The 24114-nt window shown below is 27.1% G+C and carries 22 protein-coding genes; 13 read left to right on the top strand and 9 right to left on the bottom strand.

The genetic code is table 11. From position 1 onward, the window contains the following. The first annotated feature begins 1 nt into the window (after position 1). The 9 genes from PHEL85_RS01350 to PHEL85_RS01390 are packed head-to-tail and all read left to right on the top strand — an operon-like array spanning position 2 to position 10919. Positions 2 to 1459 carry a hypothetical protein gene (locus PHEL85_RS01350; protein WP_036820065.1) on the top strand — a complete coding sequence of 486 codons (1458 nt, stop codon included), beginning with the start codon at positions 2 to 4 and terminating at the stop codon, positions 1457 to 1459. Then, positions 1456 to 2859 carry a hypothetical protein gene (locus PHEL85_RS01355; RefSeq protein WP_036820068.1) on the top strand — a complete coding sequence of 468 codons (1404 nt, stop codon included), beginning with the start codon at positions 1456 to 1458 and terminating at the stop codon, positions 2857 to 2859. Before PHEL85_RS01350 ends, PHEL85_RS01355 begins: the two co-directional genes overlap by 4 nt. Further along, on the top strand, positions 2849 to 3847 hold the full coding sequence (locus PHEL85_RS01360; protein WP_036820071.1) for a glycosyltransferase family 2 protein: 999 nt from the start codon (positions 2849 to 2851) through the stop codon (positions 3845 to 3847). The genes PHEL85_RS01355 and PHEL85_RS01360 overlap by 11 nt, the downstream gene beginning before the upstream one ends. Next, positions 3844 to 4962, top strand: coding sequence for a glycosyltransferase (locus tag PHEL85_RS01365; protein WP_036820074.1), 1119 nt, complete (start codon positions 3844 to 3846; stop codon positions 4960 to 4962). The genes PHEL85_RS01360 and PHEL85_RS01365 overlap by 4 nt, the downstream gene beginning before the upstream one ends. Next, positions 4963 to 6039, top strand: coding sequence for a glycosyltransferase family 4 protein (locus PHEL85_RS01370; RefSeq protein WP_036820076.1), 1077 nt, complete (start codon positions 4963 to 4965; stop codon positions 6037 to 6039). Between the two features lies 1 nt (position 6040). Continuing rightward, positions 6041 to 7372 (top strand): O-antigen ligase family protein, encoded by a 1332-nt coding sequence (locus PHEL85_RS01375; RefSeq protein WP_036820078.1) that lies wholly within the window; start codon positions 6041 to 6043, stop codon positions 7370 to 7372. Between the two features lie 2 nt (positions 7373 to 7374). After that, positions 7375 to 8388 carry a glycosyltransferase family 4 protein gene (locus PHEL85_RS01380; protein WP_036820079.1) on the top strand — a complete coding sequence of 338 codons (1014 nt, stop codon included), beginning with the start codon at positions 7375 to 7377 and terminating at the stop codon, positions 8386 to 8388. Continuing rightward, the gene (locus PHEL85_RS01385) at positions 8389 to 9705 is read left to right on the top strand and encodes a hypothetical protein (RefSeq protein WP_036820081.1); all 1317 of its coding nucleotides are present in this window, start codon (positions 8389 to 8391) and stop codon (positions 9703 to 9705) included. Then, on the top strand, positions 9705 to 10919 hold the full coding sequence (locus PHEL85_RS01390; RefSeq protein WP_036820084.1) for a glycosyltransferase family 4 protein: 1215 nt from the start codon (positions 9705 to 9707) through the stop codon (positions 10917 to 10919). The genes PHEL85_RS01385 and PHEL85_RS01390 overlap by 1 nt, the downstream gene beginning before the upstream one ends. Here PHEL85_RS01390 and wecB read toward each other — a convergent pair whose 3' ends face one another. Continuing rightward, the gene (wecB, locus tag PHEL85_RS01395) at positions 10920 to 11969 is read right to left on the bottom strand and encodes a non-hydrolyzing UDP-N-acetylglucosamine 2-epimerase (RefSeq protein ID WP_052108411.1); all 1050 of its coding nucleotides are present in this window, start codon (positions 11967 to 11969) and stop codon (positions 10920 to 10922) included. It abuts the gene before it with no gap. Positions 11970 to 12232: 263 nt separating this feature from the next. Here wecB and PHEL85_RS01400 point away from each other — a divergent pair, with 263 nt between their 5' ends. Continuing rightward, positions 12233 to 13615 carry a sugar transferase gene (locus PHEL85_RS01400; protein ID WP_036820087.1) on the top strand — a complete coding sequence of 461 codons (1383 nt, stop codon included), beginning with the start codon at positions 12233 to 12235 and terminating at the stop codon, positions 13613 to 13615. Here PHEL85_RS01400 and PHEL85_RS01405 read toward each other — a convergent pair. From PHEL85_RS01405 to PHEL85_RS01415, 3 genes are all read right to left on the bottom strand, one after another. Continuing rightward, positions 13595 to 14776 (bottom strand): DUF4105 domain-containing protein, encoded by a 1182-nt coding sequence (locus tag PHEL85_RS01405; RefSeq protein WP_036820090.1) that lies wholly within the window; start codon positions 14774 to 14776, stop codon positions 13595 to 13597. The genes PHEL85_RS01400 and PHEL85_RS01405 overlap by 21 nt on opposite strands. Positions 14777 to 14781: 5 nt before the next feature. Beyond that, positions 14782 to 15960: a hypothetical protein gene (locus tag PHEL85_RS01410; protein ID WP_200882305.1), complete on the bottom strand. Its 1179-nt coding sequence runs from the start codon at positions 15958 to 15960 to the stop codon at positions 14782 to 14784. A gap of 69 nt (positions 15961 to 16029) precedes the next feature. Continuing rightward, positions 16030 to 17013 (bottom strand): YheT family hydrolase, encoded by a 984-nt coding sequence (locus tag PHEL85_RS01415; RefSeq protein ID WP_036820093.1) that lies wholly within the window; start codon positions 17011 to 17013, stop codon positions 16030 to 16032. 95 nt (positions 17014 to 17108) lie between these two features. Between PHEL85_RS01415 and PHEL85_RS01420 the strand changes: the two genes are divergently transcribed. Together PHEL85_RS01420 and PHEL85_RS01425 are read left to right on the top strand one after the other, a co-directional pair. Beyond that, the gene (locus tag PHEL85_RS01420; protein ID WP_200882306.1) at positions 17109 to 17864 is read left to right on the top strand and encodes a CDP-alcohol phosphatidyltransferase family protein; all 756 of its coding nucleotides are present in this window, start codon (positions 17109 to 17111) and stop codon (positions 17862 to 17864) included. Continuing rightward, the gene (locus PHEL85_RS01425) at positions 17842 to 18216 is read left to right on the top strand and encodes a glyoxalase (RefSeq protein WP_036820096.1); all 375 of its coding nucleotides are present in this window, start codon (positions 17842 to 17844) and stop codon (positions 18214 to 18216) included. The genes PHEL85_RS01420 and PHEL85_RS01425 overlap by 23 nt, the downstream gene beginning before the upstream one ends. Here the strand turns inward: PHEL85_RS01425 and lptB are convergent. Genes lptB through PHEL85_RS01445 form a run of 4 tightly spaced genes read right to left on the bottom strand, consistent with a single transcriptional unit; the run spans position 18213 to position 21117 of the window. Further along, the gene (gene lptB / locus PHEL85_RS01430) at positions 18213 to 18950 is read right to left on the bottom strand and encodes an LPS export ABC transporter ATP-binding protein (RefSeq protein WP_036820099.1); all 738 of its coding nucleotides are present in this window, start codon (positions 18948 to 18950) and stop codon (positions 18213 to 18215) included. The genes PHEL85_RS01425 and lptB overlap by 4 nt on opposite strands. Positions 18951 to 18993: 43 nt before the next feature. Further along, complete coding sequence (locus tag PHEL85_RS01435) at positions 18994 to 19344, bottom strand: carboxymuconolactone decarboxylase family protein (protein WP_036820101.1); 351 nt, start codon at positions 19342 to 19344, stop codon at positions 18994 to 18996. Next, complete coding sequence (gene tatC / locus PHEL85_RS01440; protein WP_036820104.1) at positions 19319 to 20149, bottom strand: twin-arginine translocase subunit TatC; 831 nt, start codon at positions 20147 to 20149, stop codon at positions 19319 to 19321. Before tatC ends, PHEL85_RS01435 begins: the two co-directional genes overlap by 26 nt. Next, positions 20149 to 21117: an SIS domain-containing protein gene (locus PHEL85_RS01445; RefSeq protein ID WP_036820107.1), complete on the bottom strand. Its 969-nt coding sequence runs from the start codon at positions 21115 to 21117 to the stop codon at positions 20149 to 20151. Before PHEL85_RS01445 ends, tatC begins: the two co-directional genes overlap by 1 nt. Positions 21118 to 21257: 140 nt before the next feature. Between PHEL85_RS01445 and PHEL85_RS01450 the strand changes: the two genes are divergently transcribed. After that, a complete protein-coding gene (locus PHEL85_RS01450) occupies positions 21258 to 23441 on the top strand; it encodes an ATP-dependent DNA helicase RecQ (RefSeq protein WP_036820109.1) in 2184 nt (727 codons plus the stop codon). Here PHEL85_RS01450 and PHEL85_RS01455 read toward each other — a convergent pair. Further along, complete coding sequence (locus tag PHEL85_RS01455) at positions 23438 to 24079, bottom strand: response regulator (RefSeq protein WP_036820112.1); 642 nt, start codon at positions 24077 to 24079, stop codon at positions 23438 to 23440. The genes PHEL85_RS01450 and PHEL85_RS01455 overlap by 4 nt on opposite strands. Between the last annotated feature and the right edge of the window lie 35 nt (positions 24080 to 24114).

The raw sequence follows: 24114 nt of genomic DNA on the forward strand, positions 1-24114 counted from the left end.
GATGAAAAAATATATTGCATTTTTAACTTTGGTTTTATTTTTACCAATATTTTTTAATGTATTCTCTAGAGATGCTTCTGTTTATGCCTATATGGGAACTTTGCTTTTTGAAGGTAAGATTCCATATATAGACGCTTGGGACCATAAAGGTATTTCTTTATATTTAATAAATGCTTTAGGGTATCTTATAGGATTTAAAAATTATATAGGAATTAGAATTTTAGAATTTTTTTTGATTCTTTTTTCTTTTTTCAGTATTTATAAAACTCTTTTACAAAAATATTCTAAAACTGCAGTATTTATATCAGTTTTATTTGGCTTACTTTCTTTAAAATATTTTTTTGATGGTGGTAACTTAACGGAAGAATATGGTGCAGTAATAGTATTGTTTGCTCTTTCGTTATTGTTAAAAGAAAATAAGAAAACACTAGATTATTTATTAATAGGGTTATTATTTGTCATTAATTTAACAATTAGAGCAAATTTAATTTCATTTTGGATTGCCTTATTCTTTGCTTTAGTAATTGATACTTTTGTTAAGCAAAAAAGCATACTTGCTTTAATTCAAAAATTTCTAAAAATAGGATTAGGTATTTTTATTGCTGCAGTTATATTAACAATCTACTTTTTAATAACGAATAGTTTTTCAGAATTTTATAATGCAGCATTTATCTATAATTTTTCTTATGCTAAACAATCTGTTAGTAATGTAATTGTCTTTATTATTAAAAGTACAAGAACTTATGAGGTGTCGTTAATTATGTTGTTAGCATTTTTAATTGCTTTGATTTCTTTAATTAAAAAAAGAATTCATTTTATAGCCCTCTTATTATTGTTTTGGGTGCCGCTAGAATTGTATTTTACCAATATGTCTGGTAAAAGATTTACCCATTATTATATGATGTGGGTTCCTGTAATTGTGCTGTCTACTGCATTTAGTATCGATTATTTTAAAGCGGAATTGTTATGTAAAGAGAAGCAATTAATCGTCTTAATAATTTCGATGTTTTTGTTCTTTCAAATTCCTGTTTTTAGCACGTTGTCTGGGTATATATCTTTGGTTAAAAACAAGGAGCATAAAAATGAAGTAATTGCTAATCATATCAATACAACTTTTAAAAAGGAATCATTATTAGTTTGGGGAAATGAATGTGTTATTTATAATTTAACAGAAAAAAGGGCTACGGTCTCTAATTTTTATCAGACGTTATTTAAACTAAATTCACCTATAACAAAACAAATGATTGTTGATTTTACAAATCAAATAAAGCAAAATTCTCCAGATGTAATTATAGATATAAAAACACCTTCTTTATTGTTTTTAGATAAATCGAACATCAGTAGCATAGATAAATCGCTACAAGAAAACTTGAGAGATTTCTTTATTTTTTTTGAAAATAATTATCAATTAAAGGAAACAAAGAATGGAGTAGATTTTTATATAAAAACGATCAAATGAGTTTAAAAAAAGAACATGTTTTTTTGTTAGTCCAGTCTGGGTATAGTGCGAAGAACTTTGTGCTATCGGGCTTTGTCAACCAGAAAGAGGTAAAAACTACTTTTTGGTCAGATCAAGATTATATAGAACAATATAATATTAAAAATAAGGTTGTTCATTTGCCCAAACAAGCATACAGTGCTAAGTTAAATTTTCTTCAAAAAATTAAAAATAGGGCAGAAATCTTTTTCAATTCAAAAACCTTTAAAAATGAGGATTACAAATTTTATTTAATAGGTATTTCTAAAAACACTTCTTTAAGAGTTCAATTAAAAAACTTTTTAATCACAACCATTGCTACGCTGTTTTCAACAGAAAAAGGAATCGCCTATTTAGACAAACCATTTTATAAAATCACCAGAAAAACAAGTTATTATAAAGCGTGTAAAGAACAATTATTACAGCACAAACCTACAATGGTTTTTTGTACGCATCAAAGGGCAAGTAGTGGTGTTGCGCCTATGTTAGCCGCAAGAGATTTAGGGATTAAAACAGTTTGTTTTATCCATTCTTGGGACAACATTCCTAAAGGAGCATTATTAATTAAAGCAGATGAATATTTTGTGTGGAGTGCCTATATGAAAGACGAAATGCAAGCACATTATCCGTTTATAAAAGCATCTGAAATTAAAATTACAGGAACGCCACAATTTATGCCGTATTTTAATGAAGAATATCGGTTAGAAAGAGCAGAATTTTTTGCTCAGTTTCATTTAGATCCTTCTAAAAAGTACATTTTGTATTCTGGTAATGATAAAACAACATCGCCAAATGATCCTGATTATTTAAGTGATGTTTGTGAGGCAGTTTTAAAATTAAATGCTAAAAGTAAAGAAGTTTATAGTGTGCTTTTTAGACCAAATCCTATTGATAGAAATGACGGATTTGATACGGTTTTAGAAAAATATGCAACTATTGTTAAAGAATTACAACCCAATTGGTTTGGTGCAGAAACTTTTTTATGGAACCAAGGTGGACCCAGTAAAAAAGATATTGTGTTACTAATAAACACTATTTTACATGCAGACTTGGTGGTAAATATGGGCTCTACAATGGCGTTAGATGCAGCTTTATTAAATAAAGCAACTTGTTATATCAATTATGATATTGCAGAAAGTAGTTATAATTGGTCTGTAAAAAAAACATATCGATTTATACATTTTAAGATTATAAAAGATTTAGACGCTGTTTTCTGGATAAAAAATAGAAACAATGTTCTAAAAGTAATTGAAGATGCATTAAAAAATTCTTCTAAAACTTTAAAAGGTAGAGAACAATGGATAAATAGAGTAACAATGTTGCCTATTGAAGAGACGAATAAAAGAATGTGGAATTACTTAATCCATACTGATGAAGTTTAGTTTAATTATTTGCACCTACATGCGTCCAGAAGCAATTATAAAGTTGCTAAAATCTGTAGAAAAACAAGAATTGTATCCCAATGAGATTTTAATTATTGACGGTTCTACAGATGATAAAACAACCATTGTTTTAAAGGAAAATAAGTTTAAAAACCTTAACTATTTTAAAGTTGATGATACAAATAGGGGATTAACAAAACAACGTAATTTTGGTATTGATAGAGTTTCAGAAAATATGGAAGTTGTTTGTTTTTTAGATGACGATATTATTTTAGAAGAACCGTATTTTAAAAATTTAATGGATACATATAAAGTATATCCAGCAGCGGGTGGAGTTGGAGGTTATATTTTAAATGAAGTAAAATGGAGAGTTTTAAAGCAGAATGAGAACCCTCATTTTAATGAATTTGAAATTGATGGTTATGTTAGAGATTTAGGAAATAGAAATGTTTTAAGAAAACGTTTTGGTTTATTATCTGACCAACCACCTTGTATAATGCCAGGATTTTCAAACGGATTTTCGGTGGGTAGCTTACCTCCAAACAATAAAACCTATAAAGCAGAATATTTTATGGGAGGAGTTTCTTCCTTTAAAAAAGAGGTTGTAGATACCATAAAATTTTCGGAGTATTTTGAAGGCTATGGTTTGTATGAAGATTTAGAGTATTGTTTACGAGTTTCTGAAAAATATAATTTATACGTAAATACATCTGCTACTTTACATCATTATCATGAAGAAGGAGGAAGACCTAATAAGTATGCCTATGGAAAAATGGTGATTCGTAATGGTTGGTATGTTTGGCGAACAAAATTCCCAAATCCGTCTTTAAAAGCAAGACTAAAATGGAATGCCATTGTTTTGTTATTAATGACCATACGTTTTACTAATTGTTTAAAAGGGAATAAGAAAAAAGAAGCATTTACAGAAGCCTTAGGTAGAAAAATGGGATGGGTTAGTTTATTATTTAATAAACCATTAAAAGTATGAAGTTTGCAATAATTACACATACTTTACATAAAAGTAAAAAGCAAAAACTGTTTGCTTACGAGCCTTATGTACGTGAAATGAATTTGTGGTTGCAGAATGTTTCTGAAACTAGAATAGTGGCTCCTATTTCTAAAGAAGGAATAAAAGCTATAGAAGTTGCATATAATGCGAATACTATTCAATTAAAGAAAATACCTTGTTTTAATGTATTGACTTTAAAAACTAAAATTAGTTCGATTTTTAAAATTCCGGTTATCTTACTTCAAATAATAAAAGCATGTTTTTGGGCAGATCACATCCATTTAAGATGTCCGGGTAATGTGGGTTTATTAGGATGTTTTGTTCAAATTTTGTTTCCATCAACACCTAAAACCGTAAAATATGCAGGTAATTGGGATCCTAAAAGTAAACAACCGGTAAGTTATCGCATTCAAAAATGGATCGTTTCTAATACTTTTTTAACTAAAAATTGTAAAGTTTTAGTTTATGGAGAGTGGGAAAATCAATCTAAAAATATTGTTCCTTTTTTTACGGCATCTTATGTAAATAATGAAATTGTAGAAGTTCCTGAAAAAGATTTCTCTTCTAATATTAATTTTATCTTTGTGGGTGCATTTACAGCAGGAAAACAGCCGATGTTAAGTGTTAAAGTGATTGAAAAACTTGTAGCAAAGAATATAAAAGCACAATTAAATATGTATGGTAATGGTTTGGAGTTTGTAAAAGTTCAAGAGTATATTGAACAGCACAATCTCCATGATTCTATTATTTTACATGGTAATCAACCAAAAGAAGTGGTTAAAAAAGCATTTCAAGAATCACATTTTTTAATTTTTATTTCTAAATCAGAAGGTTGGCCCAAAGTGGTTGCAGAAGCAATGTTTTGGAGTTGTTTGCCAATTTCATCGAATGTTTCTTGTGTAGAAAATATGTTAGGTTATGGTACTCGAGGTACTGTAGTTAAGTCAAATATAAATGAAATAAATATCGTTACAATAATAGAAGGCTATATTAAAGATTATAAAGAGTACATTAATCAAGTTTTAAAAGCGAAAGAGTGGTCTCAACAATATACACTAGAAAAGTTTTCATCAGAAATAAAAAAAATATTATAAATGAATAATTTTGGTGTGATACAAGTTATAGACTCTTTAAATGCTGGTGGAGCTGAAGTTCTTGCTGTTAATATTGCAAATTCATTATTAGAAAAGGGAATAAATTCACATTTATGTACTACTAGAAAAGAAGGTATATTAAAAAGTAGTTTAAAAGAAAAGGTTGGATATATATATTTAAAAAGAAAAAAAAGTATAGATTTTTCAGCAATATTTAAGTTTAGAAAATATTTAAAAAAAAATAGTATTAATATAATTCATGCTCATTCTACATCTTATTTTTTTGTTTTTTGTTTGAAGATGGTTTACCCAAAAGTTAAAATAACTTGGCATATACATTCAGGAAATTATACAAAACTTAAAGGCTTTAAATTTTTTATAATTAAATTTTTTAGCTTTTTTTTTGATAGAATTATAAATGTAAACCAAGAACTTAATAATTGGTCAACTAAAAAGTTAAAACACAAGCATTCAATAAAGTTAGAAAACTTTCCACTTTTTAATAATTTAGGTAAAAAAACAGTATTACAAGGAATAGAAGATAAAAGAATTGTGATTTTATCTTCCTTAAGAGAAGTAAAAGATCATTTAAACCTATTAAAAGCATTTAAATTTCTTCAACCTAAGTACCCAGAATGGACATTACATTTTATAGGTAAAGATTTTAAAGATGAGTATTCCAATAAAATAAAACAATATATTGTAGAGAGTAATTTAGATAAATCTGTATATTTATATGATTTGTGTTTAGATATTAAAAATATACTTTACCAATCTACTATAGGTGTTTTATCTTCTAAATCTGAAGGTTTACCAATATCTTTATTAGAGTATGGTTTAGCTAAATTACCTGTTGTAGTTACAAATGTTGGAGAATGTGGTAAGGTTATAGAAAATGGAAAATCTGGTATAGTTGTAGAAAAAGAAAATAGTTTAGAATTAGCAAATGCAATAGAAGAATACATCAATTCAGAAGAAAAGAAAAAATCTTATGGAGAGTTGCATTACAAAAATGTAAAAGCAAATTATTCTAAAGAAAATTTTATAAAAAAATTAATAACAATTTACGCAATTTAATTTGGTAGAAAAAGTATTAAATAACAAATTAATTTTTATTTTAATCCACATTGCTTTTGGATATTTTGGAACATTACCTTTTTTTCCAAAATTTTATGGTTTAGCTTGCTTTGTTATTCCAATTGTATTAATTATAGTTTCTAGTAATAGAGAAGAAGAAGCATTCCTTTTTGCTTCATATATTGCAGGCGCAGAAGTTTTTTTAAGAATGAGCAAGGGGTTCTTTTTATACGAAACAGGTAAATATGGAGTTATTTTATTTTTAGTTTTAGGTATTTTTTTAGGTCCATTTAAGCAAAAGTTTTCTGTCCATTTTATTTTTTATATTTTACTTTTATTATTAGGTATCGTTTTTACTAATGTCCCAGAAGGAGAGTCTTTAAGAAAAAACATTGTATTTAATTTAAGTGGGCCAATTGTATTGGGTGTTTCTGCCTTATACTTTTATTTAAGACCCATTAGTAAAAAAGAGTTAATGAAGGGCTTGTTTTTTATGTTACTACCTTTATTTTCAATGATTACCTATTTGTATTTTAGAACTCCCGACCTAGAAGAAATTATTTTTGGTGGTTCTGCTATTGCAGAAACTTCAGGTGGATTTGGACCAAACCAAGTTGCAACTGCAGTTGGTTTAGGTATGTTTATCTTAGCAGTTTTTCTATTATTAAAAGAAAAGTTGAGTGGTTTTTTATTCTTAGATGCTTTTTTTTTAATCTATTTTACTTATAGAGGTTTATTAACTTTTTCTAGAGGAGGAATTATTACTGCAGCTATTTCTTTAGCTCTTTTTTCGTTTTTCTTTGTTTTATATAAAAAAATGAGTTTTCAAATACTTTTTAAGTATATCTTAATACTTGGATTCTTTATTTTTGCTATTTGGGTTTATACATCAAATATTACTGGAGGAATGTTAGATAATAGGTATACAGGTAAAAATGCTTCAGGAATACAAAAGAAAGATATAACTACAGGTAGATCAGATTTATTGGGGTATCAATTTACCAATTTCTTAGATAATCCCTTAGGTATTGGTGTTGGTAATGGAAAGTATGAAAGGATGAAAAGTAATAGACATATTACAGCTGCATCACATAATGAAGTAGGAAGGTTAATTGAAGAACATGGTTTAATTGGTTTTATTTTACTATTAATACTATTAATTATGCCTCTTATTAATTTTTTTAATGGTAATAATTTTCAAAAAGCATTTATTATTTCATTTTATATGATATGGTTTTTAACTATAAATCATTCGGCAATGAGAATTGCACTACCAGGTTTTATTTATGGATTAAGTTTAATTAATATTACTAACATTCAAAAAGAAGAGTAACAATGATAAAAAAAAGGATTCTTTATATTGGTAATAACTTAGTTAAAAGAACTAACTACAATACTTCAATGGAGGTTTTATCTAGATTATTACAACTAGAAGGACATAAAGTAAAAAAATCTTCAAGTAAGAACAATAAAATTCTTCGTTTATTAAGTATGTGTTTAGCCGTTGTAAAAAATAGTAACAAAACTGATTATATTTTGATAGATACTTTTAGTACTTCAAATTTCTATTTTTCTTTTATAACATCGCAATTAGCAAGGTTGTTTAGAATTAAATATATTACGATTTTAAGAGGTGGAAATTTGCCTTTTCGTATCAATAAGAGCGTAAAAATATCTAATTTAATTTTTAATAATTCATATAAAAATATTGCCCCTTCAAACTATTTAAAAAGTGAGTTTGAAAAAAAAGGATATAAAACTGATTTTATACCAAACATTTTAGAAATAGAAAATTATAGTTTTAAAAAAAGAATAGAGCTTAAACCTAAAATTTTATGGGTACGTGCGTTTAAAGAATTATACAATCCTACATTGGCCATAAAAGTATTGTCTTTATTAAAAGAAAAATACCCAAAAGCAAAATTATGTATGGTTGGTCCAGGTAAAGATACTTCTTTTGAAGCTTCAAGAAATTTGGCAAAAGAATTAAATATTATTGATTCGGTTGAGTTTACCGGTGTTTTACCCAAAGAGGAATGGCATAAAAAAGCAATAGATTTTGATCTTTTTATTAATACTACAAATTTTGATAATACGCCTGTAAGTGTTATGGAAGCAATGGCTTTAGGTTTACCAATTATAAGCACAAATGTTGGTGGTATGCCTTTTTTAATTGAAAATAATATTGATGGAGTTTTAGTAGATAAGGAAAATGAAAACCAAATGGCAGATGCAATTATTAAAATTATTGAGGAAAATAATTTTAGTTTGGCTTTAAATGGAAGAAAAAAAGCAGAAAGTTTTGCGTGGCGCGAAGTAAAACAAAAATGGAATCAAATTCTTGTTTAAATGTATTCGAAATTTCTTGAAAATATTGTTTTACCCATTGGTGATTTTTTTAATAAATCTTCATACAAAAAAGAATTAAAATATTGGCGAAAGGTTGATTTGTTTTCTGAGGTTGAATTAGAAAACCTTCAAAAAGAAAACCTTCAAAAAGTGTTGCTACATGCAGTAAATACAGTACCTAAATATAAAAAAATTCAATTAAAAGGAGAAAATCCGTATGCTTGGATAAAACAATTTCCAATTTTGTTAAAAGATGATATTAGAAACAATGTAGATATTTTAATCTCGAAGAATTATGATAAGAAAGAATTAGTATCCTATTCAAGTAGCGGTTCTTCTGGTATACAAACTACGGTGTACATGAATAAAAAAGAGCAATCTGTTTTAAGAGGAATACTTACACATTGGTGGGAGTGGTCTGGTTATAAAATAGGAGCACCTATTGTACAAACGGGCATGAATTTAAATAGAGGTTTTCTAAAATCGACAAAAGATTTTTTGTATAATACTATTTATTTAAATGCTTTTTCTTTGTCGGATACGCAATTACATGTTCTTTGTGAAAAATTAAATAACACTAATAAATATTATTTATCTGGTTATGCTTCATCTTTGAATATTATATCTGAATTTGTACTAAAGAACAATTATACTATTAAATTGAAGGCTGTAATAAGTTTGGGAGATAAACTTTTTAATCATTATAGAAATAATATTCAAAAGGCATTTAATTGTAAGGTTTTTGATACTTATGGTAGTAATGAAGGTTTAATGATTGCTTCTCAAAAAGATTTAGACTACAAATATATCTTAAGTCCACATGTTTTTCTAGAAGTAGTAGACGATGATGGTAATAAGTTAGATGATGGTAAAATGGGACATCTCTTAGTAACAAGGTTAGATGGGTTTTCGATGCCATTAATTCGCTATAAACTAGGCGATTTAGCAATTATTTTGCCTAAAGAAAATTATCCAGAAAAAAGGGAATATAATTATCCATTATTGCAACAAATAGTAGGAAGAGAAACAGATGTAGTTGTTTTAAAAGATGATAAAAAGCTAATTGTACACTCTTTTACAGGTATTTTTGAATATGTATCCACTATAAAACAATTTAGAGTAATCCAAAAAAACAGAAACGGAATTACCATTGAATATATAAAATCTAAAGGATTCAAATTTGAAACATTAGAAGAAATAACAGCAGAATTGCAAAAACATATTCAAGATAAATCATTTGTAATCGATTATGTTAATGTTGATTATATTGCACCAACAAAATCTGGTAAGCCAGAAATAATAACCTCACTTTTATAATGAAAAAAACTATTTGGGTATTAAATATGACTGCAGGAAAATTGGATTCTGGTTGGGGAGAACGTCATTATTATTTTAGTAAATACTGGATAAAAAAAGGATATGATGTTAAGATAATATCTGGTTCTTACAATCATTTATTTCATAATCAGCCAAAAATAAATCAAAAGCAAAACTTCACATTAGAAAAATTAGAAGAAGGGATTACTTTTTGTTGGGTTAAAATACCAGAATATGACGGAGGAAGTATCTTTAAACTATGGAGTATGATTGTTTTTGCAATAAAAACAGCTTTTCTAAAAAAAGAATTATTAGGTAAACCAGATGTTATACTTGTTTCTTCAATGCCTATTTTTCCTATTCTAACAGGTTGGTTTTTAAAAAGAAAATATAAAGTTAAAACTCTTTTTTTTGAAATTAGAGATTTATGGCCTCTTACACCAATGTATTTAAAAGGGTATTCTAAAAATCATCCAATGGTAATTTTAATGAGATGGGTAGAGAAATTTGGTTATAAAAAAGCAGATTATATTATTAGCTTATTACCAAATGCACACAAGTATATAAACCCTATTTCTAAAAACCCTAATAAATTTGTATGGATACCTAATGGAATTGATGAGTCGTTATTAAAGAAAGAGGAACTTACACTTGAAATAATTAACCAAATTCCAAAAAATAAATTTATTATTGGTTATACAGGAACAATGGGAATGGCAAATGCTTTAGAGTATTTAATTGAAGCATCAATATCTTTAAAATTTGAGAAAGATATTCACTTTGTTTTTGTTGGAGATGGTTATTTAAAAGAAGAATTAATAAAACAAGTTGATAGTCAGGATAATGTTTCTTTTATTTCTAAAATAAATAAAAATCAAGTACAAAGTATGTTGGCTCTTTTTGATGTTTGCTTTGTAGGAAGAAACAATACCCCTTTATTTGACTATGGTGTGTCTTCTAACAAGTTTTTTGATTATATGCTAGCAAAAAAGCCTATAATATCTTCATCTAATAGAATAAAAGATCCTGTAGAATTATCTGGTTGTGGTTTTGTTGTTCCTCCAGAAAATTCTAAAGAGATTGCTGATGTGGTTTTAAAGCTAAAAGAGATGACAATCCAAGAGAGGAGTGATTTAGGTTTAAAGGGCTATAATTATGTTAAAAAACATCATAACTTTAATTACTTGAGTGGTTTATATGAAAAACTATTTTAGCTATTTATAATATTTTACTATTGTATCAACTATTATTTCAGCTGTATTTCCTTTTCCATATAAACTATCATTCCAATTTAATAAATCATTAGTAAATATATTCTTTAAGTCAGATAATTCATCAAAAATCAATTTATTTTTATCATCGACCAATGTCTCAATCCATTCTGTTTCTTTTCTAATAGTAACACATTGTTTTTTTAACCAATATGCTTCTTTTTGCATTCCACCACTATCTGTTAATAAACCATTACTACTATTTAAATAAGAAAGATTATCAAAATATGATTGAGGGTTTATAAAATGAATGTTTGAATAGGATTCTCTTTTTATATTGTATTGGTTCATTAATTTTGTTGTTCTAGGGTGTATAGACATCACTACTTTTAACTTCATTGAGTTTAATGACTTTAATACTAAAGAAAGTCGTTCTTTATCATCAGTATTATATGGACGATGAATAGTAGCATAATAAAAATTAGAAAATGGTTTTTTAATAGTTAAGTGATTGTTTTTTTTAATATAAAAAACTAAATCTTTCATAATATCTCCTACCTCGATTACATTATCTAAGACCCCTTCTTTCTGTAAGTTTTTTGTTGCCAATTGAGAAGGAACAAATAGTAGATTAGAAACATGATCAGTTAGAACTCTATTAATTTCTTCTGGCATTTTTTTATTATAACTTCTAAGTCCAGCTTCTATATGAAAAATTGGAATTGCTAGTTTTGAACCAGCAAGAGAAGCAGCCAAAGTTGAGTTTGTGTCACCATAAACAACAATACCATCTGGTTTTTCTTTAAGTAGAATTTCTTCAATTTCAATTATCATTTTTCCGGTTTGTAATCCATGACTTCCACCTCCTGTATTTAATTTATACTTAGGTTTTTTCATTCCTAATTCGTTAAAAAAAATGGCACTCATATTTTCATCGTAATGTTGTCCAGTGTGAATAGTTATTAAGTCTATTTTTTTTGTACTTGACTTTTCAAATGAAAAGTGTTTAATAAATTGAGGCCTTGCACCAACTACAGCAATAATTTTTATCATTATCTAATATTATATATTTAAAAATAATCGAAAATAAGATTATTGCCAAAATATTTATTACATTTATTTAACTATTTAAGTCAAATTGTTTTAACAACACTGTCTGAGACACTTTTTTTAACTTAATTAAAATAATTATTAGTAATAACTTTAAATCATTTATTAGTTAATATTCTTTTTTATAAATTTGTGATATTCATAAATTTATTTCAATTAAAACTAAGTATTTGAATTCATCAATAAATTAGATAAAATATAAACATTTGGCATCAAAAACATCCTATTTTAATTTATCTGAAAGAAAATTTTTTTTAAGAATTATAGACATTTTTATTCTTGTATTTAGTCTTTACCTAACCTACTCTTTTATAAATTTTAATTATATTAATTTTAAAAGTGAAGGAATATTAAATTGGTTTTTATTACTTATTTTTTATTATTTGATTTTTGGAGAAATATTCCAGTTATATAATTTAAATATTTCAAATAATAGATATACCGTTGTTAGAAGTGTAACTTTAACAGCTTTTTTCACTACAATTTTTTATGTTTTTACTCCTTTTATTTCTCCAGAGTTACCATCTAACAGGTTACAGATAGCATATTTCTTTTTAATTCTTTCTTTACCAGTTATAATTTGGAGGTTTTTGTACATGTGGTTAATATTTTCACCAAAGTATTTCAAAAACATAATTTTTATAGGTAATTCAGATAGAATTCAGAAATTAATTTTAAAAGTAAAAAATGATAACATACATAACTTATATTGCTATTTATCTGATAAAAAAATAAAAGGTGTAACTAATTTTTATAATATTTCTACAAATAAAATATCAGATTTAATAAAAGATAATAATGTAACGGAGGTTATTGTATCCTTAAAAGATTTATCCTCTATAGAGGTGAAAAAATTAAATAGAGAGTTGATATTATTATTCGAACAAGGAATTAACATCGTTAGCTATGAAACATTCTATGAAGAAGTTACAGCAAGGGTTCCAAAAGAATATTTACAGAATAATTTTTACAAATATTTAAATTTTAGTAAAAATAATAATAGTAGATTATATCTATTTGGTTTACGATTAGTTGACATTATTCTTTCAATATTTGGACTTGTTATTTTATTAGTGCTAATCCCAATTTTGTTTTTAGGGAATTTAATTGGAAATCGAGGTGCTTTATTTTATAAACAAGAAAGAGTGGGGCAAAATGGTAAGAATTTCAATATTTTTAAACTGAGATCAATGGTTAAAAATGCGGAATCTAATGGAGCAGTTTGGGCTGTGAAAAATGATAAAAGAATTACATCTTTCGGTAAATTTTTAAGAAATACTAGATTGGATGAAATTCCTCAATTTTATAATATTTTAAAAGGAGAAATGAGTATTATTGGTCCAAGACCTGAGAGACCAGAATTTGTGCATGATTTAGAGTCAAAAATTCCTTTTTATGCTATAAGAAATGTTGTTAGACCTGGATTAACAGGTTGGGCACAAGTTAATTACCCCTATGCTAATACAATTGAAGAACAAGAAATTAAATTGCGCTATGATTTGTATTATATTAAAGAAAGAAGTGCTTTTTTAGACTTTAAAATCTTAATAAAAACAATAACTACTGTTTTATTTTATAGAGGTCAATAATCGTTTTGATAAATAGAAATATCTAACAAAAAGTAATAGCAATAAAGGAATTACTACTATTGGAAAAACCTGAATTTTAGCAAACCATAATACTGGAATAATTACTAAAAATAATATCAGTACAAACAAATAATTTTGTAACCATTTTTGTTGATTTTTTTTTACTAAAAGAAAAGCAACTATTAAGTTTGGTGCAAAAGCCCACAATACATTAAAATTACTTGGCGCTGTAGAATGACTTGAGAAAAACCAAAGAAATATCAGAATACAACCAATTAATCCAGTTATAAAAAATAATATAAAATCAAACCATCTTGTTCTTTTGTTCTTTTTAAAGTCTTTATAAGTAATATAAATTCCTATAAGAGAAAGAATACTAAAAATTAAAAAAGGATTAAAAAATGAATTTTTAGGTTGTTTTTCTTCAAAATTTAAAAGGTTATCCTCTCTTTTTACTAATTTTTTTGACTGGTTTTTTATATAAACTGTTGCATTTTTAAATGCACTATATACAAAATCTGGTAAGTACATATATTCTTCAGAAGTAGCTTTTTTATCTAATTTTGTACCAGCAATTAAATTTAATCCAAAAGTTCCCCAAGAATTTAAATTGATTTCATTGTTTGTTAATTGTCTAAATGTTAGTTCTTTTTCTAGGTGATTATCGTTAAACAAAAGTTTACTACCTAAAACAGATTTTGTTATATCTCTTAATTTAGTAGCGCAATTATCAAAGTAAGGATCATAGAGGTAATCTCTGTTTTCTGGTGAAGCATTTTTTTCTAAAAAAATAAAATAAGCTTGTTTTTCTTCTTGCGTTAAATTTAAAACCTGTTGTTTAACCCAACGTTTATCTCTTTTATAACTCGCTAAAAAGTATTTAAAGTCGTAGCGAGCTAGACTATAAATCATGTTTCCTTTTGCAAAATTTAATAAAAAATTTGGTTGATTAAAATCAAACATTCCATAGTTATAAATTAAATCTAAGTTTAAAATAGGGTCTTTAATTCTAATTGCAGAATGCCCAAAAGCTTCATATAATTCGTCTCCTGGTCCTGCAGTAATAATACTTACTTCAGAATACACAGAAAGTTGAACCTGAGCTTTTAATGGTGCATAAATGGAAAGTAAAAATAATAAAAAGAAGTATTTTTTTTTCATAAAAACTAGCGTCTAAAAAAACTATAATCAATAGTAATTGAAAAAATATTTGAATATAAAGCGTTACCAACACTACCAATATTGGTTAAAGCATAATCAATTTTGATTCCATTGTATTTAAAACCAACACCAAAATTAGGTTGTAAAGAAAGTGATTTTGTGTTGTCGTATTCTGTTATGTATTGAAAATTACCAACTCCCGCTCTTAAATAAACCAATTTATCAAAATCTAATTGAAAACCTGCAGCAGGATCAATACTTAAAGCATCCGAAGCAAAAATATCGTTTGTTTTTGCAAAACGCATATTTGCATTTACTTCTGTAAGTAAATTAAAAAAACGTCCTATTTTCCAAGTTTTTGCAACTCCTAATTGTAATTTAGGTTTTGTTACTTCTGTAGTTTCTGGTAATTCTTGATTTGGACTAATAACTTCTCCATTTTCATCTAAATAGGGAGTATTATCTTTGTAAGTTAAAATTTCTTCTCCATTTACTTCATTAACAAATAGTTGATTTCCATTTTCATCTACAAACCAATTTGCATCTTTTATTTTCTGAAATCCATCTTCATTTATGGCCCAACTATTAAAAGTAGTTGTAATATCTCTTGCCATCAATCCAAATTGCCAAGAATTTCTTTCAAATTGAATTCCTGCATCGAAACCAAATCCCCAAGAAGAAGCAAAATCACCAATTATTCTTCTCACAATTTTAGCATTTACACCAAACTTAATATCCTTAAAAGGTAAGTTTCTAGCATAAGCAATATTAAAAGCATAATCAGCAGAAGAGAAAAGACTTATTCTGTTAAAATCTATGTTTCCATTGCTATCAATTAATTCTGTAGTATTTAAAATGTCATCAACACCAAAACGAATAATTGAAATTCCAACGGCACTTTGCTTGTCAATTGGCATTGCAAAACTGGCATGATTATAATTAGCAATTCCAGCAAAATAAGAAGCATGCATTAAAGAACCTTGATAATCTTCTATACCAACTAAACCAGCTGGGTTCCAGTAAATCGAATTTACATCATTTGTAGTAGCAACAACACTTTTGCTCATTCCTAATCCTGCAGCATCAACACCAATTGTTAAAAATTCATTAGAATAATTTCTAAATGCTTGTGCAGATAAAAAGAGAGGAGTAAATAATAAAAAAAATAATATTTTGTGTTTCAAAAGGCGAAAATTATCAATACAAATATCTAAAAACATACTAAAATAACAGTAGTTTTTTAAAGATATTGTTTACTTAAGATTAATCTGAATATTTTCTCTGATAAATCGTTCAATTCTATGTTCTAACCAAGTGTTCTCTGCTGGTTTAAAAGAAGTTATAAATCCAACATGGCCACCATAATTTGGGCCTTCAAAAAAGAAAAAGTCAGAATTATAAGCTTCATCAAAAGGAAAACAATCTTTTGATAAAAAAGAATCATCTTTTGCATTAATCAATAAAGTTGGCTTTTTAATTTTAGATAAATAAGGTTTAGAACTCGCTTTTTCCCAATAATCTTCAGGACTTTCAAAATCAAAAACAGGTACCGTATATAAATGTTCTAAATGTTTAAACTTAGTAGCTTTAAATAATTGTGTTTTATCTAAATTAAATTCTGGAAATTTATGTGCTTTTTCTAAAATTTTATTTTTTATTGTTTTAAAAAATACTTCTAGATATAATTTGTTTTTGAGTTTATCCATTTCTTTTTCAGCAGAAGTAATATCGATAGGAACAGAAACAGCAACTCCTCCTTTTATTTTTGGAGATATTTTTTCTGATTGCTCACCTATATATTTTAATGTTAAATTTCCTCCTAAACTAAAACCAACAATGATTAAGTTTTCGTATTCATAATTGTCTAAAAGATAGTTTACAACAAAATCAACATCTTCTGTTTTTCCACTATGATAAGTTCCTAAAAGTAAATTATCATCACCAGAACAGCTTCTTAAATTAAAACAAACGGTATCTAAACCTTTTTTATTTAGGTGTTTAGAAGTTGAAGCCATATATTTAGATTCTGAACTTCCTTCTAAACCATGAATCAATAATACCAAGGTTTTAGAACCAACTAAAGAAAAATCTAAATCTATAAAATCATGATCCCAAGTAGTTACTCTTTTTCGTAAATAACTACAAATATCTTTCATAAAAAGAGGTCTATACATCGTATTAAAATGACCATTTTTAAAAGGCAAAGTAGGAGAGTAGTCTGAAGTGAAAACTGGCATAGAATTTCTTTTCTTACAAATATGATGAAAAAATAAAGAATAATGAAAACCACTATAAATTGATTTCTTATTTTAGCTTTTCAATCAATCAAAAAATGAATATTAAAAAACACATTCCAAATTTAATAACACTTGGTAATCTTTTCTGTGGTACAATTGCCACTATTCTTGCTGTAGAAGGTAATTTTGTTTTAGCAGGTTTATTTGTAGTTATTGGAATTTTATTTGATTTTTTTGATGGATTTGCTGCACGTTTACTAAACGTTACAGGTGAATTAGGAAAACAATTAGATTCTTTAGCAGATATGGTTACAAGTGGTGTTGTGCCAGGAATTATTATGTTCAATTTATTGTCAACAAATAATAAATTTGGTTCTTTTTCTGAAAGTACTGAGTTTATGAGTTGGAGTGGGTTTCAATTTGAACCTATTCAAATTTTAGGTTTATTATTAACTCTCGGAGCTTGTTACAGATTGGCAAAATTTAATATTGATACTAGGCAGTCTGATTCTTTTATAGGTTTGCCAACGCCAGCAATGAGTTTATTTGTTATTTCTTTACCTTTAATTCAAGAATATTCTAATATTGAATTTGTACAAAACTTAATTACAAATAATTATTTTTTAATAGCCATAACAATACTTTTAACCTATTTAATGAATGCAGAAATCCCTTTGTTTTCATTAAAGTTTAAAGAGTATTCAGTAAAAAATAATTTAATGAAGTATTTGTTTTTAGTTACTTCTTTATTGATGATTATTTTCTTGCATTATATTTCAATACCTTTGATAATCATTATTTATGTAGTTTTATCTATTATTTCAAACGATGGAAAAAAATCCGAAATTTAAATCTGTTAGAAGCTTTATTGGAGCTAAAGACTTCCAAGAATCAAGAAGTTTTTACAAAATAATGGGTTTTTCTGAAGTAGTTTTATCAGAAAACATGTCTCTTTTTAAAATTGATGAAAAACTGAGTTTTTATCTTCAAAAAGCATACGTAAAAGATTGGGTTGATAATTCTATGTTATTCTTAGAAGTTGAAGATTTAGAAGAGTATTTAGTAGAACTCAAGTCTAAGAAACTTACAGAGAAATTTTCAAAAGTTAGATTATCAGAAATTGTTGTAAACGATTGGGGAAAAGAATTCTTTTTACATGATCCATCAGGAATTCTTTGGCATATTGGTAATTTTAAAAATTAAAAAACTTTCTTTTTCTTTAATTCGAAATCTTTACCTAAATATACTTTTCTAACCATTTCATCTGCCGCTAATTCTTCTGGTGTTCCGCTTTTTAGAATACTGCCTTGATACATTAAATACGTTTTATCTGTAATCGCTAAAGTAGCTTGTACATCATGATCTGTAATTAAAATACCAATATTTTTATTCTTTAATTGCGCAACAATACTTTGTATATCTTCAACAGCAATAGGATCTACACCTGCAAAAGGTTCATCTAATAAAATAAAATTTGGGTCAGAAGCTAAACAACGAGCAATTTCTGTTCTACGTCTTTCTCCACCAGATAATAAATCTCCTCTGTTTTTACGAACATGACCAATATTAAATTCTTCAATAAGAGATTCTAATTTATCTTTTTGTTGTTTTTTAGTTAAGTCTGTAAATTGTAAAACAGACATAATATTATCTTCAACAGAAAGTTTTCTAAAAACAGATGCTTCTTGTGCTAAATATCCAATACCTTTTTGCGCACGTTTGTACATGGCATCTTCCGTAATTTCTTCATCATTTAAGAAAATTTTACCAGCATTAGGTTTTATCATTCCAACAATCATGTAGAAAGAAGTTGTTTTTCCAGCTCCATTTGGACCTAAAAGTCCAATAATTTCACCTTGTTGAACTTCTAAAGAAATTCCTGTTACAACTTTTCTACTTCCGTAGATTTTTTCAATATTTTCTGCTCTTAAAATCATAAATCAAATATAGTAAATGATTGAGGTTGAAATCTTAAATATATTATAAATTACTTTCTTCTAAAGCTTCCCAATATTCAACAGCTCTTCTTAAATGAGGAATCATAATTGTACCTCCAATTAAAGTAGCTATAGACATAGTTTCCATCATTTCTTCTTTACTAACACCTAATTTGTGTGCAGATTCTAAATGATATTGCACACAATCATCACATCTTAAAACTGCCGATGCCACTAAACCTAGAAGCTCTTTTGTTTTTACAGGTAGATGACCTTCTTTAAAAGCGTTTGTGTCTAAATTGAAGATTCTTTTTATTACTTTATTGTCAGAATCTAAAATTTTATCGTTCATTTTCTGACGATAGTCATTAAACTCTTGGACTTTTTTGTGCATCTTTTTGTTGTTTTTTAATAACTCTTTTCGAAACCTTAATACCTATTTCATATAAAATAAGTATTGGAATTGCTACAATTACTTGACTAGCAATATCTGGTGGTGTAATAATAGCTGCTAAAATTAATACAACTACCAAAGCGTGTTTTCTATATTTTTTTAAAAATTCTGGAGTTACTAATCCAATTTTTGTTAAAAAATAAATTAGTACAGGTAATTCAAACAATACTGAAACTCCAAGTAGCATGTTGGTAATTAGTCCTATGTGAGATTGTAGTGTAAAGCTATTTACAATGCTTTCAGAAATCTGATAATTATATAAGAAATGTACAGATATAGGTGCAATTACATAAAAACTGAATGCTAAACCTATAAAAAATAATAAGGATGCTGTAAAAATAAATCCTTTAGATTTTTTCACTTCATTTTTAGTTAAACCTGGAGCAACAAACCTCCAAATTTCCCAAAGTAAGTAAGGGAAAGAACAAATTATTCCTAATATTAATGAAGACCAAATAGAATTCATTAATTGCGAGGTAACTTTTATGCTCTGTAACTTTTTATCAGCAAAAGTTACATTACAAAAATCACTATCCATACCCAATAAATTAAAAAAATCACAAAATAGTTGATAAGTGATAAAATCTGGTTTAATATGAGCTAATAGGAAATTATCATAAACTTGTTCTGCATACACAAAAAAGCCTATTGCTAAAATAAAAATTGCTGATGCACTTCTAACTAAATGCCATCTTAATTCTTCTAAATGACCTAAAAAGGACATTTCTTTCTGTTTTTCTGCCATTAGAAAATTCCTTCTTTAATTAAATCATGTAAATGTACAACACCAACATAATTGTTTTTATTATCAACAACTAACATTTGTGTAATACTGTTGTTTTCCATTGTATTTAAGGCATCTATAGCCATAGCTTCTTCAGAAATAGTTTTTGGGTTTTTTCCCATAATATCTTTTGCAGTAAATTGAGTTATTTCTGTTGTTTTAGAAAGCATTCTTCTAATATCTCCATCAGTAATAATTCCTGCCAATTTATCATCTTTCATTACTGCAGTAACTCCTAGTCTTTTTTCTGAAATTTCAACAATTACTTTAGCAATACTATCTGTTTCATTTACTCTTGGCACTTCATTTTTTTCTACTAAATCAGAAACTCTTAAATATAAACGTTTTCCTAAAGCTCCTCCAGGATGATATTTTGCAAAATCTTTACTCGTAAACCCTCTTAAATCTAATAAGCAGACAGCTAAAGCATCTCCCAAAACTAATTGAGCAGTTGTGCTCGTTGTTGGAGCTAAATTATTAGGACAAGCCTCTTTTTCTACAAAAGCATTTAATGTAAAATCTGCATGTTCTCCTAAATAAGAGTCTACATTTCCAGTAATTGCAACTATTTTATTGCCATAATTTTTAATTAACGGAACTAATACTTTAATTTCTGGAGTATTTCCACTTTTAGAAATACAAATAACAACATCGTCTTTTTGTACGTTTCCTAAATCTCCATGAATTGCATCTGCAGCATGCATAAATATAGCAGGAGTTCCTGTAGAATTAAATGTAGCAACAATTTTTGTAGCAATATTTGCACTTTTACCAATACCAGTTACAATTACTCTTCCGTTAGAATTTAAAATAAATTTAACTGCTTCTTCGAAGTCAGCATCAATTAAATTAGCTAAATTAGCAATAGCATTACTTTCTACTAGTATAGTTTCTTTAGCGGTTTTAATAATTGAGTTTGTCTTTTTCAATAGTTTGGTATTTTATCAGAATAAAAAAAAGTTATATCTTTAGATTAAGAAACGAGCAAATTTACTATAAATAATAGTTAGAACAAATATTATAGTATGTTTGTGAGTTGTTTTTAAAGTTAAACGAATATTTTATATAAATGGATTTATACAGTCCTCTTAAAAAATTCTTTGGATTTAATAAATTTAAAGGATTACAAGAGCAAGTGATTAAAAGTATAGTTGAGAATAATAATACTTTTGTAATAATGCCAACTGGTGGAGGAAAATCACTTTGTTATCAATTACCAGCTTTAATGGCAGAAGGAACTGCAATTGTAGTTTCTCCTTTAATTGCTTTGATGAAAAATCAAGTAGATGCTATTAGAGGTATTTCTGAAAACAATGGAGTAGCTCATGTTTTAAATTCATCTTTAAATAAGACAGAGGTTGCTCAGGTTAAAGAAGATATTACTAACGGAATTACAAAACTTTTATATGTAGCACCAGAATCTTTAATAAAAGAAGAGTATGTTACTTTTTTAAGAACTCAAAAAATTTCTTTTGTAGCAATTGATGAAGCGCATTGTATTTCTGAATGGGGGCATGATTTTAGACCAGAATACAGAAATTTAAAACACATTATTAAAGCAATTGACAATGTGCCTGTTATCTGTTTAACTGCAACTGCAACAGAAAAAGTACAAGAAGATATTTTAAAAACTTTAGGAATTCTAGATGCAAATAGATTTAAGGCATCTTTTAATAGACCTAATTTATTTTATGAAGTACGACCAAAAACAGCAGATGTACAAAAAGATATTATTCGTTTTGTAAAGCAAAGAATGGGTAAATCTGGAATAATCTACTGCTTAAGTCGTAAAAAAGTGGAAGAAGTTGCCCAAGTTTTACAAGTAAATGGAATCAAAGCAGTTCCTTACCATGCAGGTTTAGACGCAAAAACTAGAGTAAAACATCAAGATATGTTTTTGATGGAAGATTGTGATGTAGTTGTTGCTACAATTGCATTTGGAATGGGAATTGACAAACCAGATGTTCGTTTTGTAATTCATCATGATATTCCAAAAAGTTTAGAAAGTTATTACCAAGAAACTGGTAGAGCAGGACGTGATGATGGAGAAGGATACTGTTTGGCTTTTTATGCTTATAAAGACATAGAAAAGTTAGAAAAATTTATGGCAAGTAAGCCAGTTGCTGAACAAGAAATTGGTCACGCATTATTACAAGAAGTTGTTGGTTATGCTGAAACTTCTATGAATAGAAGAAAATACTTATTGCATTATTTTGGCGAAGAGTTTGATGTTGAAAATGGAGAAGGTGCAGACATGGATGATAACTCAAGAAATCCAAAGAAAAAACATGAAGCAAAAGAAGATGTTATTACTTTATTAAAAGTTGTAAAAGATACGCTTCAAAAATATAAAGCAAAAGAGATTGTTAATACTTTAGTGGGTAAAGAAAATGCACTTTTAACATCTCATAAAACACATTTACAACCATTTTTTGGTATTGGTAAAGATAAATCTGCATTGTATTGGATGGCTCTAATTAGACAGGTTTTAGTAATTCATCTGATAAAGAAAGAGATAGAACTATATGGTGTTGTTAAATTGACAGAAAAAGGAGAAGAGTTTATTAATAAGCCTTATTCTTTTATGATGACAGAAGACCATACTTATAATGAAGAGGATGATAATTCTATTATTACAAATTCTAAATCTTCTGGAGCAGTTGCTGATGAAAAGTTGGTGCATATACTAAAAGATTTGCGTAAAAAAGTTGCACATAAACAAGGTGTTCCTCCATTTGCAGTTTTTCAAGATCCATCGATAGATGATATGGCTTTGAAATATCCAATAACTTTAGCAGAATTATCTACAGTACATGGAGTAGGTGAAGGTAAAGCAAGAAAATTTGGTAAAGAATTTATCAAACTTATTTCAGCCTATGTAGATGAAAATGATATTTTAAGACCAGATGATCTAATTGTAAAAAGTACAGGAACTAATTCTGGATTAAAGTTATTTATCATTCAGAATACTGATAAAAAATTACCTTTAGAAGATATTGCTAAATCTAAAGGGTTAAAAATGAGTGAATTGATAAAGGAAATGGAAATGATTATTTTTTCTGGGACTAAATTAAATATCAATTATTCATTAGATGATTTATTGGATGAAGATCAGCAAGAAGAAATACATGATTACTTTATGGATGCTGATTCTGATAAAATTCAAGATGCTTTAGACGAATTTGATGGAGATTATGATGAAGAAGAATTACGTTTAATGCGTATTAAATTTATCAATGAAGTTGCAAATTAAAATTGATATTTCTTATCAATAGCATATTTAACCAATTCATTTCCAGAAGATAAATTCAATTTACGAATCATATTTTTTCTATGAGTATCAACAGTTGTTTTAGCAATAAATAAATTTTCAGCTATTTCTTTGGAAGTTTTTCCGTTTGCAATTAAATGAAGAATTTCTTTTTCTCTATTTGATAAAACTACTTTTTCTGTTTTTCCAATAGTAACGTTATCGTCTATGTAACTATTCATAAAATTGAATGCAACATTTGGGTCAAAAAAAGTTTCACCTTTAGCAACTGTTATAATTGCTTTTGATAGCATTTTGATTCCAGAATTTTTTAAAATATAACCAGTTGCACCAGCATCTAACATTTGTTTTATTGCATCTGGTTGATCAAACATTGTCATTGCTAAAACATGAATATGGGGAAATTTTTTCTTTATAATTCTAGTAGCTTGAATTCCGTCCATTTTTGGCATTCTGATGTCTGTAATAACAAGTTTGGGTTGTTTTAATGAAACCAATTTCACTAATTCTTCTCCGTTATTTACAGTACCAATAATATTAATTTCATCATCATATTCAAAGAAAGATTTTACTCCATCTATTAACATTTGATGATCTTCTGCCATTATAATTGTAATCATAGTTTATTTTTTTTATAAAAATACAGATTTAACAA

The organism is Polaribacter sp. Hel1_85, assembly GCF_000766795.1.
In the GTDB taxonomy this organism is placed as follows: domain Bacteria; phylum Bacteroidota; class Bacteroidia; order Flavobacteriales; family Flavobacteriaceae; genus Polaribacter.

Coding starts and splice junctions, on each gene's coding strand:
- PHEL85_RS01350 (WP_036820065.1), top strand. CDS start 2: ATGAAAAAATATATTGCATTTTTAACTTTGGTTTTATTTTTACCAATA.
- PHEL85_RS01355 (WP_036820068.1), top strand. CDS start 1,456: ATGAGTTTAAAAAAAGAACATGTTTTTTTGTTAGTCCAGTCTGGGTAT.
- PHEL85_RS01360 (WP_036820071.1), top strand. CDS start 2,849: ATGAAGTTTAGTTTAATTATTTGCACCTACATGCGTCCAGAAGCAATT.
- PHEL85_RS01365 (WP_036820074.1), top strand. CDS start 3,844: ATGAAGTTTGCAATAATTACACATACTTTACATAAAAGTAAAAAGCAA.
- PHEL85_RS01370 (WP_036820076.1), top strand. CDS start 4,963: ATGAATAATTTTGGTGTGATACAAGTTATAGACTCTTTAAATGCTGGT.
- PHEL85_RS01380 (WP_036820079.1), top strand. CDS start 7,375: ATGATAAAAAAAAGGATTCTTTATATTGGTAATAACTTAGTTAAAAGA.
- PHEL85_RS01385 (WP_036820081.1), top strand. CDS start 8,389: ATGTATTCGAAATTTCTTGAAAATATTGTTTTACCCATTGGTGATTTT.
- PHEL85_RS01390 (WP_036820084.1), top strand. CDS start 9,705: ATGAAAAAAACTATTTGGGTATTAAATATGACTGCAGGAAAATTGGAT.
- wecB (WP_052108411.1), bottom strand. CDS start 11,969: ATGATAAAAATTATTGCTGTAGTTGGTGCAAGGCCTCAATTTATTAAA.
- PHEL85_RS01405 (WP_036820090.1), bottom strand. CDS start 14,776: ATGAAAAAAAAATACTTCTTTTTATTATTTTTACTTTCCATTTATGCA.
- PHEL85_RS01415 (WP_036820093.1), bottom strand. CDS start 17,013: ATGCCAGTTTTCACTTCAGACTACTCTCCTACTTTGCCTTTTAAAAAT.
- PHEL85_RS01420 (WP_200882306.1), top strand. CDS start 17,109: ATGAATATTAAAAAACACATTCCAAATTTAATAACACTTGGTAATCTT.
- PHEL85_RS01425 (WP_036820096.1), top strand. CDS start 17,842: ATGGAAAAAAATCCGAAATTTAAATCTGTTAGAAGCTTTATTGGAGCT.
- lptB (WP_036820099.1), bottom strand. CDS start 18,950: ATGATTTTAAGAGCAGAAAATATTGAAAAAATCTACGGAAGTAGAAAA.
- PHEL85_RS01435 (WP_036820101.1), bottom strand. CDS start 19,344: ATGCACAAAAAAGTCCAAGAGTTTAATGACTATCGTCAGAAAATGAAC.
- tatC (WP_036820104.1), bottom strand. CDS start 20,149: ATGGCAGAAAAACAGAAAGAAATGTCCTTTTTAGGTCATTTAGAAGAA.
- PHEL85_RS01450 (WP_036820109.1), top strand. CDS start 21,258: ATGGATTTATACAGTCCTCTTAAAAAATTCTTTGGATTTAATAAATTT.
- PHEL85_RS01455 (WP_036820112.1), bottom strand. CDS start 24,079: ATGATTACAATTATAATGGCAGAAGATCATCAAATGTTAATAGATGGA.